The sequence below is a fragment of the Pseudomonas duriflava genome, from assembly GCF_007830155.1.
Classification (GTDB): Bacteria; Pseudomonadota; Gammaproteobacteria; order Pseudomonadales; family Pseudomonadaceae; genus Chryseomonas; species Chryseomonas duriflava.
This window is the reverse complement of the sequence record NZ_VLKY01000006.1, coordinates 71,586-88,682: the sequence shown is the minus strand read 5'-3', so window position 1 is coordinate 88,682 and position 17,097 is coordinate 71,586. Positions and strand designations below refer to the sequence as shown.

The following is a 17,097-nucleotide window of genomic DNA, read 5'->3' as shown; positions in this document are numbered from 1 at the left end:
GCCAGGGATCAACGACGACTCAACATTATCGTTTGGATTCAGCCGGACAAGCATTACTTAAAGAAAGAAGCACATTCAGATACGCTGCATAACTGTCGTTATTACATGGCCCAACCGAGCAGTTGCTCTAGGACATAGCAACGCTGTCGCGCTCCTATACCAGCGCCCTTGATAGCCTGGTTGTATTAGCGCCTCATACCTATACGTTACTAACTTGGCGCCTACCAAATAGCGCAACGGCACACAGATCACGCTGGCAAGACGGGCTATGGCGTCGAGGGTGCCACAACTCGCGCCTTAGCATTGCCAAGGCTTCGAGCCGTGTCGACTTTACTCCTAACACTGTTCACGTCATATCCTGAACAAGCCCATCACACGCTATGCTGGGTTTGCTCTTTAGGCGGAGTAGGTTCTGTTTCGAATTGATTGCTGTGCAGCCGTGCATAATAGCCATTGTGAGCCAGCAACTCGGCATGCGTTCCACGCTCGACAATACGCCCCTGATCCATGACAAGAATCAAATCGGCTTTCTCAATGGTACTCAGCCGATGCGCAATAACCAATGTCGTTCGCCCCTTCATGACATGATCCAGTGCAGCTTGAATATGCCGTTCAGACTCGGTATCCAATGCGGAGGTAGCCTCGTCAAGAATTAGGAGAGGCGCATCCTTGAGCAAGGCTCGAGCAATAGCCAGACGCTGCCTCTGGCCACCGGAGAGTAGAACGCCATTTTCACCTACAAGCGTGTCGTAGCCCTGCGGCAGATTCTGGATAAACTCATCAGCATATGCAGCCTGCGCCGCTCGTTTAACCGCCTCGAACGGAGCACCGGCCAGATCACCATAGGCAATATTGTTAGTCACCGTGTCGTTGAATAGCGTGACATGCTGAGTGACAAGCGCGATATGACGACGCAGGTTGGATAGCTGATAGTTTTGAATATCCAACCCGTCAAGGCGTATTTCGCCCTGTCCGTGCTGATAAAAACGCGGAATCAAATTAGCTAGCGTTGACTTGCCACTGCCCGAGCGACCAACCAGAGCAACCATCTGCCCAGGCTCGGCAACAAACGAAATGTCCTGAAGGACTGGTTTTTCCGTACCTTCGTACTGGAACGTGAGATTTCGAACTTCCAGACGTCCCTGAACCTTATCACACACTACAGTGCCTTCATCTCGCTCAGCAGCTTCATCCAACTGCTCGAAAATGCTTTCAGCGCCTGCCAGCCCCTTCTGAATCGTAGCGCTGACTTCGGATAGCTGACGAATAGGCTTAGGCAAAAGGCCGGCCGCCGTAATATAGGCAATCAGCTCACCAGGCGTAGAATCACCCCGCAAATACAAGACCATATACATCAGCAAGGCCATACCGACATAGATGACCAGCTGTAGCAAAGGCGTGTAAATCGATTGCGTCCGGGTCATGCCCAGGCTGCGACTCATGTTATCCGCGCTAGCCTTATGAAACCGTTGACGCTCGTAGCTTTCCCCATTAAAGCTACGTACAACACGGAACCCCTGAATAGTTTCAGAGGCCACGTGAGTCACGTCTCCCATAGCAACCTGAATTTTCTTACTCTGCTTACGAAACTTTTTGCTCGCACTGGTCACGATAACCGCAATGATTGGTAAAATAGCCACTAGAATAAGCGTGAGCTGCCAATTACTAATCAATAAATAGCCAAAGAGAAAGACCACGGTAAAACCTTCTCGGATGACGACTTTAATAGCGTCAGTAGCTGCCCCGGTTACCATGGTTACGTTATAAGTAATACGTGAAATTAAGTGCCCGGAATTATGATTGTCAAAATAGCGATTAGGCAGCGTGATGAGGTTGTCAAACAATGCACAGCGCAAATCATGCACAACCCCACGAGCTACCTTAGCCAAAAAATAATTTCCTAAGTACGATCCAACCCCTTGATAAAGCGCAATAAAGACGATCATCAATGGGACGCCTAGCACAAGGGGAATATTGAAGAACACAGCGTCGTTCGGCCTTTGCAATCCATCCAGAAAGTATTTCAAGATATGGGCAAGCATCGGCTGACTGGAAGCGAAGAGCAAAAAGCCAATAATGCTAATTGCGAAATCTCCCCAGTAGGGCAGAACGTATCTCAGCAACCTAATATAAATTTTCAGGCTGGACTGCTGGATAGTGTTGGCCATTCGGTAAGCCTCGTACGACTGGCTAGAGAGAAAAGATGCGGATTGTAACAGCGAATGAAATGCACGTCTGGCTAAGCCAAGGCGAAGTTTTGGAAAAAGATAGTCAAGGTCCGAAGGTAATACGCTTGACTACAGGTCAGCTCTTGAAAATATTTCGCAGCCGCCGACGACCGTTTCTAGCCCGACTATCACCAGAAGCGGAACGTTTTGCACAACATGCAAAAGCCTTACAGGAGCGCGGTGTGGCGACACCTCACATTGAAGAGTGTTGTTGGCTGAATCGTCACCAAGCAGTTAGTGCCTGTTTATATAAGCCTCTACCAGGCACCTCGCTTGAGCACCTGTTCAAGTATGCACGCCAAGAGTTCGACTGCCTTTTACCAGCGTTAGCACACTTTATAAAGCAGCTACACATAAAAGGGATTTATTTCAGATCACTACATTTAGGCAACATCATATATAAGAATGGCAGTTTTGGTCTGATTGACTTTCTGGACATCCGGTTCCGGCCACGACCGCTGAGTCGCTCCCTAATTAAGCGCAACTTTAACCATTTGGAAAATTACTTGATCCGGAGAAAAGTTCAGGATTTCCCATTACAAGCACTGATAGAGTATTACGATCACGCCAACGCTTAGCCGCTAGCGCGTGCCCCTACTACAGCCTGCTTTTGCGTTATATAAGTACAACCGCTAGGTATATCTTTATTGACAAAAGAAGCAGCACCTATGACAACATCATCACCAATCACGATATTGTCACCAATAAGGCAAGAGTGAGCGAAAAATTTGACGTTATCACCTATAACGATCCGCTTTTCCTCACTCTCGTTCTTGATCCCAATCGTGCAATTCTGCCAGATCTTGAAATGCTTGCCGATTACTGCGTAGCCGCTGATAACGATCCCTGTGGGGTGCGCTATCCAAAGCCCCTCTCCTATTGTGGCACCGAGCATAATTTCAACGTTATATCGCCGACTTAACCTTTCGTTAAATAATTTCGCTCGGCGGCGCCAGAATTGACTTTTACTTTGGTGCAAAACATAAGCGAGACGGAACCAGAATAGGTAGGCGTAGCGATTACTCCGCTTGCATTTCTGCCGCAAGCGACTCCAGGAGAACGGCTTTTCAAGCCCGCCAATAATTTCAATATGCCAGTACCGCTTGAGCTCAGCAAAGCGCGAATACACGGTCATGCCGTAACTTCCTCGACCCGCTGCATCGGAATACTCCGCGAAATACTTATGGAAAACAGAATACCGACGGGCAACCAAAAGGTCATACTATAAACGCCAGGCCGCACTAGAATTACATGGTAATTCGCGATAGCGGCGACTACTGCAAAAACGAGCAAAGCAGTGCCTAATCGCGCTATAGGCTGAGCCCTAAGCTTTATACCTTTCATTAATAAAAAAGAGACCAAGCCTAGCAAACTCATGATGCCAATGATGCCGTACTCATAGAAGAATTGTAGATATAAATTGTGGGCTTGATTGAAACAGCGCCCCACGCTATCGATGCAGATAGTAAACGCGGCGCCAGCACCAGCACCCGCTAGCCAGAAGGTACCAAAACGGTTTAACCATTCTGCCCAAATGACATCACGCAACGAAAAGCCAATTGTGCGCTCTATGTGCAACTGACCCCAGAAAAATATACAGGCCACACCAATCGCACCGATACCTAGCAGCATAGCTAGTAGAGACTTACGTCCTCCATACAAAATAAAAAGGACGACAACGGCAGTGATGAGCGCCAGCCAGACTCCACGCGAAAATGTATAAATCACATAGGCCAGAAGAACACACCCAGCCAAAACGAGCAGAGCAGCAAAGGGCAACGACACCTTATGATTAAGAAAAAGGTATACCAAGCAAATCAGGGCAATACTGTAATAAAGCGCGGAAATAATAGGATTTTTAAAATCAGCTAACCCTTGCCACCCTAATTTATAGATACGAAATGCGCGATAGCCTAAATTGCCATGATCCATGAAGTTCGCGATAAGGCTAACTGCCGCGAACAGGACAGCTACTGCAACGAAAGCCCCAATTACTCGCTCGAAGCATTGCTCTTTTTCCAAAAGCAGCATAATGGCAACAAGGTAGCAGGCAATTTGCAAAAGAATCTTTAGCCATTTCACACTATGCTCTTCTGAGCCAGGGTTCCAATAACTAACACCTAAAGCCCAGAAAAACATTATCGCGACAAATATGCTTCCTATATCCCACTGAATAAGCCGATAGGCTCTAGTAAGACACAGCGACATCAGAACGGGTAAAAATAAAAGCAGGTTTACAAAGGTCGCATAGCGGCTACCATCGGCGATCAAACACAGGCCAGCCAACTGAACGAACATACCTAGAGCTAGCCATAAGTAGAGATAGCTGTTTAGCCTACTCTCAATCATGTTCGCTTCCTGAATGCCCTAAAAGTGCTTTTTCCATTCGTCTGGCGACTTCTCGTAAATGTGTATCGCCACTATCCTGCCAACGTCCAGGCACACAGTATTGATTTGACAAATAGTGCAAAAACGCAAGGCGAACTTCGCTATTTAGCATCCAGTCAGGGTACCGTTTGACCAGCTCGATCAACGACTCGAGGCTATCAGCATGCTCACAGACACCCTCTACTGTATAAAAAGCCTGCCCCAGCGTTACCACGGGCTTGCCCAATAAAATAGCCTCCAGCCCCACAGTCGAATTGATGGTAAGCACCGCCAGGCTTTTTTCGATCAATTCTTGAGTACTGTTTCCATTAGCGAAAAAAAGCCCCTCGTGCGTAGCATCGTGCAGGTCTGGATATTGCTCCCGACTTGAGGGGTGTTCTTTCAAAACGATGGGAATCCCGCAAACTTGGTTCAATTGACGGGCCCAGTTGAACAGCTCACGCATATTGCGGATATAAGGAGAAAAATACCTGACCTGTGAATCTCTATCGTCTTGAAAAGGAATAAAGAAGAATCGCTCGGGCAGTGCTACTTCTTGCTGCCCACTTGCACGCGGCTTGCGCGGAATAAGCTTTACTGCCTGGCTCTGATCTGCCAAATCCACAGTGGCAGCATAGTCTTGGTAAAAACGTCCATCTCTAGGTACAGAGTTATGGAAATTTACCCCTTTTGTGTCCAGTGTGGTCGTATTAGGCAATAGGCCATTTTCGAAATAAAACCGAGGGGCTTCCTGGGGAAGAAGGCCGGAAAACAACTGACAATAACGATTGGACCCGTTCCATACTGCAAGAGCTTGGGGCTTTTTACGTTTAATCCAAGCCTGCATACGTAACGCGACCCAAAGCATTTCCAAGCGCAGAGCAAGCCTGTAATAGACGCCATGATACTTTCCCTTAATCTGTCTTTCCTGGCACTTTTCCTCTATCAGCTTGGGAAAGTCGAGTCTTAAGACAGCGCGATCAAGGCTCTTCAGACTAGGTAAAGGCAGATCTTGCAAAGTAATGACTTGGCTGCTTACCGCTAGGACATTGGAAATATCCTTGAAATAGCGATTTTGATGCTTGGCCAGGGAAAAAAAAAGAATATCGGTCATAGTTCACGCGCCGCTAGGCATCAAAAAATCAAACAGTTCCTTTCAAAGGATACGCCACCATGCCTGCTGGAGCCCGAGCGTTGCGAAACAACTCATCCAGTATTTCTAGCGTGGTTTCCAATCCCTTGACACCATGGGCCAAGTGGTACTCTGCAAAATGCTCAGCTAAATTGACCTGGCTATCGTAGTCGCGCTCGATCTGCTCGATTCTGTCATCAAGCTCCTGCTTCGTCCTGACCTCGGCACCTAAGCGTATCTGCTCAAAAATATCTTCATCAGCACTGAGATTGACATGGATAAGAGGCCGTCGAGCCAGTCCCGCCTCGATAACAGCATTCGACATGATATTGATTACAATAGAGGCACCTCTCAATGCCTCCGCTAACGTACAGGCCTCTGGCAACAGAACGACATTACTTATCTTTCTCGAAGTTTCGCTCCAGTATTTGGCCTTACTCCTGGGATGCCGCTTTACCTGAACGTGGTACTCAGGATGGCATTCAGCCCAACTCGCTAACAAATCATAAGTTGCTTGATAGCCGCGTTCTTTTTCCTTATCTGGCCCAACACCCAGGATAAGTAGCGTTCTATTGGTCCAGTGAGTCGGCGGCATGTTATAGGCCTCGTCGACCATATGCGATCCCGCCAGAAGCACAGTAGAATCGCCGAAGATTAGCTGTCTGCGCTTCAGTGCTTCATATGAGCTCTGGCCGAACAGCAGATAATAGTCATAGTCATTCATACCCAGACGACGGGAATGCTCCACAGTTGTGGCATGAGCCAAGTGCACCAGCAAAGCATTTCTCCGGCGTAGCGAGAGACGCAAGAACGGCGTGTATAAGCTACCGTTGCGATCATTTAGCAGCAGTCGAGGCTGGTAACAGGAGACGATCCATTCGGCATAAGCTGCATAGCCGAAATAACGCAACGGCACCGCTACACCCGGATCTACCAAGTGCCGCTCGTGCAAGATCATGCTGCGTGATTCAAGAGCCGCTTCCGTCAGTTGATATCGCTGGGCCAGGCGCGCCAAAAAGGTTTTTTTCCGCTGAAAGGAAATAACCTTTTCCGCTGACTGCAGCATGAGTACATCGCAAGGCGCAGCATTTACCTTCGTACTCACGCAACGTCGAGCACGGTAGCCAAACCACAGATCTGCTACAGCTTCTTTCATGAAGCGCAACAGAGCTCCGAGAAGCCCATAATGCTCACGTAAGAGCCGCCAGCGGTAACGATCCAGCGCGGCGGCCTTACTTTTCCAAGCGGAAGACATTTCTATGGAAAAAGGAGCCGTCATTCTACACTACGCGTCAACTTCACCACCTGCGGCAGGCTCCAAAACTGGCGTTGGGCAGCCTCGTAAGAAAACAGCGTCTTCAAACGTTCAGACATGGCCATACTGCAGGCCTGCCTTTGACGTTTATCTAGCTGAGAAAGACTAATCAACCCCTCGGCAAGTGCTTGGTTATCCCCTAACGGGAACAAAACCCCAACTCCTTCGACAATCTCCCGCGCACCGCCGCAGCCTGTAGCTATCAAGGGAATATCGGCTGCCATGGCCTCCAGCAGTACCATGCCAAACGGCTCATGGTCCGAACTCAACGCAAAAGTGTCAAAAGCCTGAAAGTATAAGCGCGCATTAGGCACCTGACCGATGAACAAGACCTGTTGAGCTATCCCCAGCTCCCGGGCTTCCTCTTTAAGATCTTGTTCGAGGCGGCCGCTACCGATGATAACCAGTAGTGCATCCTGGTTGAAATATGGAAGCGCCTGGGCGAATCCCTTTAAAAGAGTCGACTGATCTTTGTCCGGATGTAGGCGACCCACATTGCCCAGGATCCAAGCCTCTTGTGGCAGACGTAACTGCTCGCGAGCAGCATAGCGGGTTAGCTGCTGTGCTCGTAATGTTTCTACATTGATCCGGTTGTACAGCGTCTCGATACGCTCGTGCGGCCATTCCGGCAGCACAGCACGCAGCTCGTCGCGCACCGCATTAGAAACGGCCAGTAAAGACAGCCTTTCCCGGAATAATTTAGCGAACATACGCCGGGTGAAACGTTGGTAGTCACCATAGGCATGACTAACTCCGATAACCGGCAGCTTAGTAGCCAGACAGGCAATATAGGTGGGCTTAAAGCGGTGCGCGATGCAAAAACGAAACCCACGCGAGCGGGCAATCTCGCGCAAGTCCTGGATAGCCTTAAGCTTCAACCCCCGCACATCAGCAGAGCTGTATTCTAAGAAAAGCACCTCATCCGAAGCGCACTGGGCCGCTACGTCGGCATCGGCAGCTCCGGTCAGGAATACCGTAGTAACACGGTATTCAGTACCCTGAAACAGGCTTGCATACTGTCGGGCACAGTCTAGAAAAGGACCGTCATACCCGTGACAGAACTGGAGTACGCGTGGCTCAGCTGATCGTGTCATAGGCATCCGCACCGTCTTTCACTACGAGGATATCCTCCATGATCAAGTACTGCAGATCCGATCCATAGAACATGTTGAGTGCATCTGTTGGTGAACAGATCATTGGTTCACCACGACGGTTCAATGAGGTGTTAAGCGAAACACCATTGCCCGTCAGGTTTTCCAGTTCCTTCATCAAGTCGTACCAGCGCGGATGATGACGGCGCTCCAGCACTTGAGCACGGGACGTTCCATCTTCATGAACGACTTCGCCTACACGGTTCTTCCACTCATCATTAACCTCGAATGTAAAGGTCATGAAAGGCGATGGATGATCAACCTTCAGCATCTGCGGCGCGACGGTATCCAGCATCGAAGGGCAGAAGGGCCGCCACCGCTCGCGAAACTTGATTTGCTCATTAATGCGGTCGGCTACGCCCGGCACGCTAGGGCAGCCGATGATTGAACGACCACCCAGGGCGCGAGGGCCGAACTCCATACGACCCTGGAACCAGGCTACGGGGTTGCCGTCCACCATAATTTTGGCAATACGCTGGGGAACATTGTCGATCCTGCGCCATTGGGGTGCGTTTGGATGGCGAGCACAGGCGGCGATAACATCTTCATTACTGTAGGAGGGTCCCAGATAAACGTGTTCCATCTTTTCAACGGGCACGCCACGCTGATGAGAGACATAAGCCGCTGCCCCCACAGCCGTCCCTGCGTCACCGGAGGCCGGCTGGACGAATAGCTCCTTGACCTCAGGCCGTGCGATGATTTTCTGGTTGAGCTTGACGTTCAGGGCGCAGCCACCTGCAAAAGCGATCTTACCTGTCTGCTTGATAATATCGCCCAGGTAGTAATCCATCATCTCCAGCGCAAGCTTTTCAAACAGCGCCTGCATGCTGGCCGCGTAATGGATGTACGGATCGTCCGCGATATCGCCTTCCCGCTTGGGACCGAGCCATTCGATAAGCTTGGGCGAGAAGTAATAGCCCTTGCCCTTTTCCTTGTAACGGCGGAAGCCGATCACATTAGCGTAATCGGTATTGATAATCAGCTCGCCATTCTCGAATTTGGCCAGGCGAGAAAAGTCGTACTTGGTCGGGTCGCCATAGGGAGCCATTCCCATGACCTTAAATTCACCGTCAAGCATTTCGAAGCCGAGGAATTCAGTAATAGCTCCATAAAGCCCGCCCAAAGAATCCGGATCGTAGAACTCCTTGATCTTGTGGATCTTGCCGTTTTCACCGTAACCGAAAAACGTCGTGGCATATTCGCCCTTACCGTCAATACCCAGGATCGCCGTCTTTTCGGTAAAGCCCGAGCAATGATAAGCACTGGACGCGTGAGCCAGGTGATGCTCAACAGGCTCGATTTTGACTTTCTTCAGATCAAAGCCCAACTGCTGCAGACACCACTGGATGCGCTTGTGGTAGCGCTTGTATCGACGATTACCGAACAGAATGGCATCCAGGGCACGGTCCGGAGCATAGGCATACCGCTTGGCGTAGTGCCAGCGGGCCTCGCCGAACAGACTGATCGGCGCGAACGGAATAGCTACCACATCGACATCTTTCGGCATGATGCCCGCCTGCGCCAGGCAGAACTTGGCCGACTCATAGGGCATGCGGTTCTTGGCATGCTTATCACGCACGAAGCGCTCTTCTTCAGCCGCTGCGATCAACTTACCGTCAATATAAAGCGCCGCGGAAGGATCATGGCTCAGGGCGCCGGACAGGCCCAGAATCGTCAGTGCCACAGGTTAAACCTCTAGTGTAGTCATCCCTGCTCGGACAGGGAGGGAATGCGTTCATCAAGCAGCCGGTACAGGGCGCACTCCTTGGGCCAGTTGCGCAGGAAGCGGGCACGATCTCGGGCATAAGCCCGGGCGAACTGAGTGGCACTTTCATGTTGGGTGACGGCATCCAGGTCAATCAATAACCAATGATTGTCATGCCACAACACATTATGACCTTTCAGATCGCCATGACTGATTCGCTCACGACGCAATCCGGCAAACAGATCATCCAAGGCAGCCAGCTCATTTTCAGGGGGCTGACTATCACGGTACGGCTCAAAACGGGCAAGTATATCCTGCCCCGGTGCATAATCGGTAATGAGGTAGGCACGCCCACGCAAACCCAGCCAGCGCTCCTCGCGCATGGCAAGCGGCTGTGGCGTTCCAAGCCCTAAAAAACGCAGGCGGTTGCCCTCGATCCAGCTATGCCAGGCACGGCTAGGCCGCCAAAACCGACTCAGGCGGTGCTTGAAATGCTTGATGTTGTAACGCTTGATGATAAAGACACGGCCTTGATGCTCTACGCGAGCGACTGTCGCGGTACCGCCATCCTTGTAGCGGTGGCCTGCAGCAATAAACCGGTCGGGCTCTGCCAGCAAGCCGGCAACCACAGACTCCTGGTCTCGGCGTACGATACATAACTCACGCCAGGATCGACGAACCGCAAACAGACTGCAATCCCGCCCGGCTTTATCGAGATAATCTTTCAACCGCCAACGGCGTACACGCTGGGTCTCCTGCTCGATGGCCTGTAGCGGAAGCGCATGTTCACTATTGACGAGCAGGTAGTGGACTAACAGCTCCTCCATATAGGCATCCAGACTGGCAGGGAACTGAGCAAAAAAAACGCCTAGATTCGCGATAGCCCTCTTCCGGGGAAGCGGCTGCCCTGGTGTTTCAGCCTGGATACCGGCACCGTCAATGAGGTAGAGCTTTTCACCACGCTGCAAGAGATTATCGAGGTGCAGATCCTCCTGCCAGAGGCCTTTACTGTGCATTTTTCCAATAGCTGCAAGCGCATCACCCAGCACGCGCTGCTGGGCCTCGCTCAGAAACGACTGTTGGGCTACAGCCTGCCATTGGCAGTCCAGGCTACTGGCATTTTCGATAAAATCGAACAGTAACCATCCACCTTGTTCACTTACGTGACCTGTTGCCAGCATATCCGGTGTTGTCAGCCCCTGCTGCCCAAGCAGCAGACACCCCTCTCGCTCACGCTGATAATGCCGCTCGGCACGCGCTCCGACCAGCAGTTTGGCAAGGACCATCCGGCCTTGCCAGCGTGCCTCGCCGACATAGCGCTGTCCTGGAAGCACGCGCAATAATGACACCAGCGTTAACACGCCGTCTGGCAACTCCACCTCAAGGGGTAGCTTTGGCGAACGCCCTGCCCGACTTAACTCGGCCAGCCTCATGCGCGGGACTCCTTATAGCGCCGTCGGGAGCCGAGCCGCTGTAACCAGGTCGAGACCTGGCGACTTTCAGGTTCGGCTTGAAGATAACAAGCCAGAAACAGTCTGACTTCCGCCTCGCTCCATTCGGGCACACGCCGGAGCAGCGGCTCCAGATCCTTGACCCGGTCCTTGCTTCCAAAAAAGAGGCGACGCGTTTTTTCAAGATCAATCAGGCGGGCGGCAAAACCTTCACCTCGCTCCTGCAAAAAGACGTGCTTAGGATAAAAGCAGCCATGCATAAGGCCAGCCGCATGTAGCGTTCGCGCCAGCTCCCCAACACTGTACAAAATGTTTTGACGTGTTACTTCGGGCAGTTCGGGCCAAGAAACAAGCCAGCTGTCCAGATCTTGCCAGTCATCCAACGCACGCGTCAGCAGGATGGCCTGCCATTCGCTGCCATGCTTTCTTTCACTAAAAAAAGCTGCACTCAGAGCAGGAATGCCTAGCGCTCGGTAACGCTGGATATTACGAAACTCGCGGGCGAACGTTGGCTCGCCTTGAGGGTGGAACAAGTCATGGGTCAGGTAATTACATTGCCGTTTAAGAAAATAGGCTTGCTCACCTAACTGCAAACGATAAACCGTACTCCACCCACCACGCCGAGTATTAGGCTCATCTACAGCATCCAATTGAAGCGACCAGAGCGCCTCAAAGCCTGCCAGGCCGTGACGCTGCAACAGGGCAGCATCCTCAGCCGCCAAGAACTCGCTCATTCGCGCCCCTTGAAATAATTCAACACGCGCGCGATGCGCTCTTTATCGGAGCTTCGAAGACGCTCCCGCCCCTTGTAACGCAGGTAGAAGCGCAACCGCTGTGTACGTGACAACTTGTATTTGGCTACTTTGTCCAGGCAGGCCAGATCCTTGATGATCCGTCGCCTTAACCAGGAGCCGAACCAGAAGGTCCCACTCGGACAGTCGATTAGGTAAAGCACACCCTCGCGATCGACCAGCAGATTGCGCCACTTCAAGTCATTATGGGCGAAATGATGATCATGCATCTGGCGAGTAATATGGGCGAGTTGGGAACTTAAGCGGTCAACCCAAGCGGCATCGCTCAACCGCAGGTCATCACTTTGGGCCATAACGGCTAGATCATCAGTGTTCGGGATTTCCCGCGTGATCATGGCGCCTCGCTCGAACTGTCCGCCAGACCGCTCCAGCCCCCAAGCAACGACGTCGGCCGTGGGGATTCCCCATTTTGCAAAGCGCTTAAGATTCTGCCATTCCGCTTTTACCCGCGGACGACCCAGGTAACGTCTCAGGCCCTTTCCAGCACCACTGTAACGCTTGACGTAATAACGAACTCCGTCATGGGATACTCGAACCACCTCGGATAACGGATCTCGGGTCAGACGCTCCCCCTCTAAAGCAAATACCGTTTCGAGGGAGGTGAATGCCGGAATATGCTCTACGGAGGGATCGATATGCCAATCGGCCATCACAATCGTCCTCCGTAACGCTTTTTACGATCAAGCAGGCGCGCTGCCTTGTGCTCCAGGCGTCGTAGCAGAGGTGCTTCCTGGGCCAGGATGTCCCGCAGCGGCCGCTGGAAGTACACACGCAAAAACCGTAAGAAGTCCCGCTGAGTTAAACCTATACCCTGGGCCGAAAAATAGAGGCCGGCCAGATCCTTGTCGCGCCAGCGCATCGGAACCTGGGCCCGAGTCTGAGCTCGGTGTAAATCGATTAGCGACAAGCGCAGGAAACCGGGCTCTATCGGCCGATCCGTATGCAGTAAAAAATGACAGATATAGCAGTCCCGGTGATTAACGCCGGCACGATGCATAGTTCCCGTCATATCAGCCACTTTTGCGATCAGAGCCCGCTTGACACTAGGCGGTGGCGGTTGAGCGGCCCAGCCCAACGTGTAATCTTCCAGACTGACCGTAGGCGCCAATTCTTCGGTCACGATGAAGGAGTGTTGCCCGGCAGGATTGCTACCCCGCTCACCAAAAGCAACAGCCGTCATAGTAGGCACGCCTACCTCATGCAAACGTCGAAGGGCTCGCCACTCTTGAGCAGCGCCTAGAACGGGGCGCTTGAAATGCAACAGGTTCTTGGCAATTTCTCCCCAGCCGATACCACGATGGATCTTGACGAAATAGCCTTTTCCATCGACCTCGGTCCGTAACGTACGACGCCCTTCCAGTTCGCGGAAGACTTCTCCCTGCAATTGTTCAACCGACTCGAACGCATCACGTCCCGCCCACAATGAACGGAACGGCTCACTAAGAACAAGTTTCACGAACGAGGCTCCAAGATCACGTCAGCGGCGCGCTCCGGCATGCTGTAAAGATCAGCCGTATCGGCATAAGCAAGCGCATGGCGTGACCATTCAGCCCTCTGGGCATCATCGGTGAGCATATCGGCCAACATGATATTCAGCTGCTCCTGATTGAAGGGGCTAGGTACTACCCGACCACAATCGGCGTCATGAATATAGTGAGCATACCCGCACACATCAGTTACTAGAACAGGAAGGCCAGCCACCAATGCTTCCAGCAGTACCGTACCGGTATTTTCGTTATAAGCAGGATGCATGAGCAAATCAGCGCCTAACAGGAAACGCGGGATATCGCTGCGTCCTTTTAGAATATCGACCTGATCCGAAATACCCAGCGCCTTGCTCTGCATCAGGAAAGGCTTAGGGTCGTCCTGTCCAATCACCATCAGGCGTGTCCGCTGCTTGAGCGCCTTCGGCAAGGAAGCTATAGCCCTGAGCGAGCGATCCAGCCCCTTAGTTTTAAAGCCGGAACCTATCTGTACAACCAACAGACTGTCATCTTGCAAGCCAAACTCCTGGCGAAAGGCTGCACGAACTTCTTGAGCATCTGCTGGCGCACGACGATCAGAGGCAATACCCGGCGGCAGAAGATGAAAGCGTCGGGCTGGCGTGGCGTAGTGCTTGACGAAAAAAGGTTGCTGTACTTCAGAAATCATCAAGATTTCCGTCTTTGACTCCGGCGCGAACACGGCACGCTCATATTCGGCAAAATGGCGATAACGGCTCCAGCGACGATACAGTGGATTGCGCAGGGTTTGCGCCTTTTCCTCGAAACAAGGATCGGCGGCATAATAGACATCCAACCCCGGCATCTTATTAAAGCCGACAACCCGATCGACAGGGTCACTAGCCAGATCGGCCTGCAACCAGGCAGTGAATTTTTCATTGCGTCGGTGATTGAACATAGCCCTCACCGGCCCAACACGCAGGTCGAATCCTTCAGGTACAGGCCCTTCCCAAATCAACGTATAGACACGTATCGCGTGGCCACGCCGCTGGCACTCCTGAGCGATGCGCATAAAATCACGCTGCAAACCGCCAAAGGGAAAATACTTGTAAAGAACAAAAGCCAGACGCATCAATACATGCTCATCAATGGAGGCGACCCGCCATCCTGCGCAGTACCAGCAAAGGTAGTGAGGAGGATGGCGGTCCCTAACGAATTCAGATGGATCAACATAGCCGCTGACCTTTATTGCCCAGCAGCTTCTCTAATGAAGCAAAGACCCGCGCCGGGTTCACACGGGAAAAACACAGTGGCTGTTCCTCAGCGACCTTGAAGAGTCGACGGTCCTCCTCGGTAGGTGCGTAGGTGCATTGCTTTTGCAGACAGGGCGCGCATACCCAATCACTGGTCAGATGAACCTGAGAGCGACCATATGCGCCGGTCAGCTTGGCGTCCGTAGGCCCAAACAGGGAAAGCGTCGGAACATCGAGCGCAGCTGCCAGATGACCTAACCCAGTATCCACCGCCACGCAGGCCTTGGCACCTGCCAGAACACGAGACACTCCCGCAAGAGACATCTTGGGGAGCACCGTGACATTCTCAAGGCCTACAGCGATCCGCTCGGCGCGGGCACGCTCCGACTCGCTCCCCCACGGCAATTGAACATGCCAACCCTTAGCCTGGATGACCTCAGCCAACTCGCGCCAATAACGCTCAGGCCAGTGTTTGGTAGCCCAAGTCGTGCCATGCAGGAACATAACATAAGGAACATCTGGCTGAGTCAGAGCCAGGCGCCCGTGATCAAGACCGTAGTCGCCGATCGAGTCGGGCAATGGATAGCTCAGCGCCTGGGCAAACAACTGCCTGACCCGCTCGACGGCATGCTGCCCCCAGGCGACCTGGCAGGTTCGATCATAGAAACGACTGGCCAAGGGCTCACGTGCGGATGCACGATTCAATCCCACCACAGGTGCTTTCGCATACCGTGTTAGCCAGGCGCTTTTCAATAAGCCCTGTGCGTCGATGACCACATCATAGGGTGTCTCACGCATACGTGTTTTAAAACGCGCCCACTCGCCACTGGCAAGCGTCTTGTACATGTTTTTGCGCCATCGACGTATCGCGACCGGTATGACTTGTGCCACCGCTGGATGCCAGGAAGGAATTTCAGCAAATCCTTCCTCCACTACCCAGTCGAAACGGATACCAGGAAATATACGGCTCGCATCGGTAAGAGAGGGCAAGGTATGAATCACATCCCCCAAGGATGAGGTCTTGATCAGCAATACGCGCACTTATTCAACCTCGACCGGATCGGCCACCAAGCGATCCAGCGCCTGCAAGGCCATGGTCGGCTCTAGCAAGCGCATGCAGTTGTAATGGCCGAAGCGACACGTTCGGTCAAAGCAGGGGCTGCATTCGATGCCCAGCCGGACAATCTCTACCTCCTCGGCCAAGGGCGGCGTGAAACCCGGCGATGTCGAGCCATACACAGCTACCAGAGGCCGGTCGAGCGCCGCCGCCACATGCATGAGCCCGGAATCGTTGCTGACTACGGCGGAGGCGCAGGACATTAGATCAATCGCCTCAGCCAATGTCGTCTTGCCAGCCAGGTTCATAACTTCTTCACGCAGCCCGGGAATAAGACGTTCACGAATTTCTTCACACCCGGCATGATCCTTTTGCGAACCAAACAGCCAGACCTGCCAGCCCACACGGATCTTGGCCTCGGCTACTTCGGCATAATGGGCAGCCGGCCAGCGCTTGGATTCACCAAACTCAGCCCCTGGACACAAGGCCAGCACAGGTCGATCCAACTCCAGACTAAACGCCTGCAGGGCCGCCTCGCGCGTAGCCGGGTCGATACGCAACCGTGGGCGCGGATAAGGTTTAGGCAGCGTTGTATTCGGCGGATAGGCCAGTGCGATGAAGCGTTCGATCATCAGCGGATAGCGTGCCTTATCCAGGGTACGAATATCGTTCAGCAGACCGAATCGCATCTCGCCACGCCAACCGGTACGCACCGGAATCCCTGCAAAATACGGAACCAGCGCCGATTTGAGCGAGTTAGGCAGCAGAATCGCCTGATCATATTGACCGCGCAAGCTACGCCCGATGCGTCGGCGAGTCGCTAACTCGAATGCGCCGTGCCCCAGCGGAAAGCTTAGCGCCGAATGTACTTCAGGCATGCGCTCGAGCAACGGCCTACTCCAATCCGGGGCAAGCACGTCGATAGTACAGTCGGGATATTGCTGACGCAGACTTGTGAACAGCGTCTGCGCCATAACCATATCGCCTACCCAAGAAGGGCCGATTATCAGAATTCTCATAACGTCATGCTACAACAGATGAGGCCTCCCCATGGAGACTCCCTGGAGATGCTTACCGGTTCATCATCCACTCATGCCTGAAAAGCGGGAGCCGACGGATGACACGAACGCATCTGCCCTACCCTCGAAAAGGTCATCGTCGTCCTGCGCATCCTCATGAGCGAT

At 52.5% G+C, this 17,097-nt stretch carries 15 protein-coding genes; 1 reads left to right on the top strand and 14 read right to left on the bottom strand.

The window, feature by feature from the left end; all coding sequences use genetic code 11:
• Positions 1-371: 371 nt before the first annotated feature.
• Positions 372-2,168: a lipid A export permease/ATP-binding protein MsbA gene (gene msbA, locus IQ22_RS10115; RefSeq protein ID WP_145141338.1), complete on the bottom strand. Its 1,797-nt coding sequence runs from the start codon at positions 2,166-2,168 to the stop codon at positions 372-374.
• A 35-nt stretch (positions 2,169-2,203) separates the two neighbouring features.
• On the opposite strand from msbA, the gene IQ22_RS10110 reads away from it, so the two are divergent.
• On the top strand, positions 2,204-2,806 hold the full coding sequence (locus IQ22_RS10110) for a lipopolysaccharide kinase InaA family protein (protein ID WP_145141336.1): 603 nt from the start codon (positions 2,204-2,206) through the stop codon (positions 2,804-2,806).
• On the opposite strand, the gene IQ22_RS10105 is transcribed toward IQ22_RS10110, so the two are convergent.
• The 13 genes from IQ22_RS10105 to waaF all read right to left on the bottom strand — a co-directional run bounded on the left by IQ22_RS10105 (position 2,803) and on the right by waaF (position 16,932).
• Positions 2,803-3,363: a serine acetyltransferase gene (locus IQ22_RS10105; RefSeq protein ID WP_145141334.1), complete on the bottom strand. Its 561-nt coding sequence runs from the start codon at positions 3,361-3,363 to the stop codon at positions 2,803-2,805. The genes IQ22_RS10110 and IQ22_RS10105 overlap by 4 nt on opposite strands.
• Entirely contained in the window at positions 3,360-4,577 is a 1,218-nt protein-coding gene (locus IQ22_RS10100; protein ID WP_145141332.1) for an O-antigen ligase family protein, read from the bottom strand. Before IQ22_RS10100 ends, IQ22_RS10105 begins: the two co-directional genes overlap by 4 nt.
• The gene (locus IQ22_RS10095) at positions 4,570-5,709 is read right to left on the bottom strand and encodes a capsular polysaccharide export protein, LipB/KpsS family (protein WP_145141331.1); all 1,140 of its coding nucleotides are present in this window, start codon (positions 5,707-5,709) and stop codon (positions 4,570-4,572) included. The genes IQ22_RS10100 and IQ22_RS10095 overlap by 8 nt, the downstream gene beginning before the upstream one ends.
• 28 nt (positions 5,710-5,737) lie before the next feature.
• Positions 5,738-7,006, bottom strand: a complete 1,269-nt coding sequence (locus tag IQ22_RS10090) for a glycosyltransferase family protein (protein ID WP_145141329.1) — start codon at positions 7,004-7,006, stop codon at positions 5,738-5,740.
• Positions 7,003-8,136: a glycosyltransferase gene (locus IQ22_RS10085; RefSeq protein WP_145141327.1), complete on the bottom strand. Its 1,134-nt coding sequence runs from the start codon at positions 8,134-8,136 to the stop codon at positions 7,003-7,005. Before IQ22_RS10085 ends, IQ22_RS10090 begins: the two co-directional genes overlap by 4 nt.
• On the bottom strand, positions 8,120-9,877 hold the full coding sequence (locus IQ22_RS10080) for a carbamoyltransferase family protein (protein ID WP_145141325.1): 1,758 nt from the start codon (positions 9,875-9,877) through the stop codon (positions 8,120-8,122). The genes IQ22_RS10085 and IQ22_RS10080 overlap by 17 nt, the downstream gene beginning before the upstream one ends.
• A gap of 20 nt (positions 9,878-9,897) precedes the next feature.
• Positions 9,898-11,331: a lipopolysaccharide kinase InaA family protein gene (locus IQ22_RS10075; protein WP_145141323.1), complete on the bottom strand. Its 1,434-nt coding sequence runs from the start codon at positions 11,329-11,331 to the stop codon at positions 9,898-9,900.
• The gene (locus tag IQ22_RS10070; RefSeq protein ID WP_145141321.1) at positions 11,328-12,083 is read right to left on the bottom strand and encodes a lipopolysaccharide kinase InaA family protein; all 756 of its coding nucleotides are present in this window, start codon (positions 12,081-12,083) and stop codon (positions 11,328-11,330) included. Before IQ22_RS10070 ends, IQ22_RS10075 begins: the two co-directional genes overlap by 4 nt.
• The gene (locus tag IQ22_RS10065; RefSeq protein WP_145141319.1) at positions 12,080-12,811 is read right to left on the bottom strand and encodes a lipopolysaccharide kinase InaA family protein; all 732 of its coding nucleotides are present in this window, start codon (positions 12,809-12,811) and stop codon (positions 12,080-12,082) included. The genes IQ22_RS10070 and IQ22_RS10065 overlap by 4 nt, the downstream gene beginning before the upstream one ends.
• Complete coding sequence (rfaP, locus tag IQ22_RS10060; RefSeq protein ID WP_145141317.1) at positions 12,811-13,617, bottom strand: lipopolysaccharide core heptose(I) kinase RfaP; 807 nt, start codon at positions 13,615-13,617, stop codon at positions 12,811-12,813. Before rfaP ends, IQ22_RS10065 begins: the two co-directional genes overlap by 1 nt.
• Positions 13,614-14,735, bottom strand: a complete 1,122-nt coding sequence (locus IQ22_RS10055) for a glycosyltransferase family 4 protein (RefSeq protein ID WP_145141315.1) — start codon at positions 14,733-14,735, stop codon at positions 13,614-13,616. Before IQ22_RS10055 ends, rfaP begins: the two co-directional genes overlap by 4 nt.
• Positions 14,736-14,829: 94 nt before the next feature.
• Complete coding sequence (waaC, locus tag IQ22_RS10050; protein WP_145141313.1) at positions 14,830-15,897, bottom strand: lipopolysaccharide heptosyltransferase I; 1,068 nt, start codon at positions 15,895-15,897, stop codon at positions 14,830-14,832.
• Positions 15,898-16,932, bottom strand: coding sequence for a lipopolysaccharide heptosyltransferase II (waaF, locus tag IQ22_RS10045; RefSeq protein ID WP_145141311.1), 1,035 nt, complete (start codon positions 16,930-16,932; stop codon positions 15,898-15,900).
• Positions 16,933-17,097 lie beyond the last annotated feature (165 nt).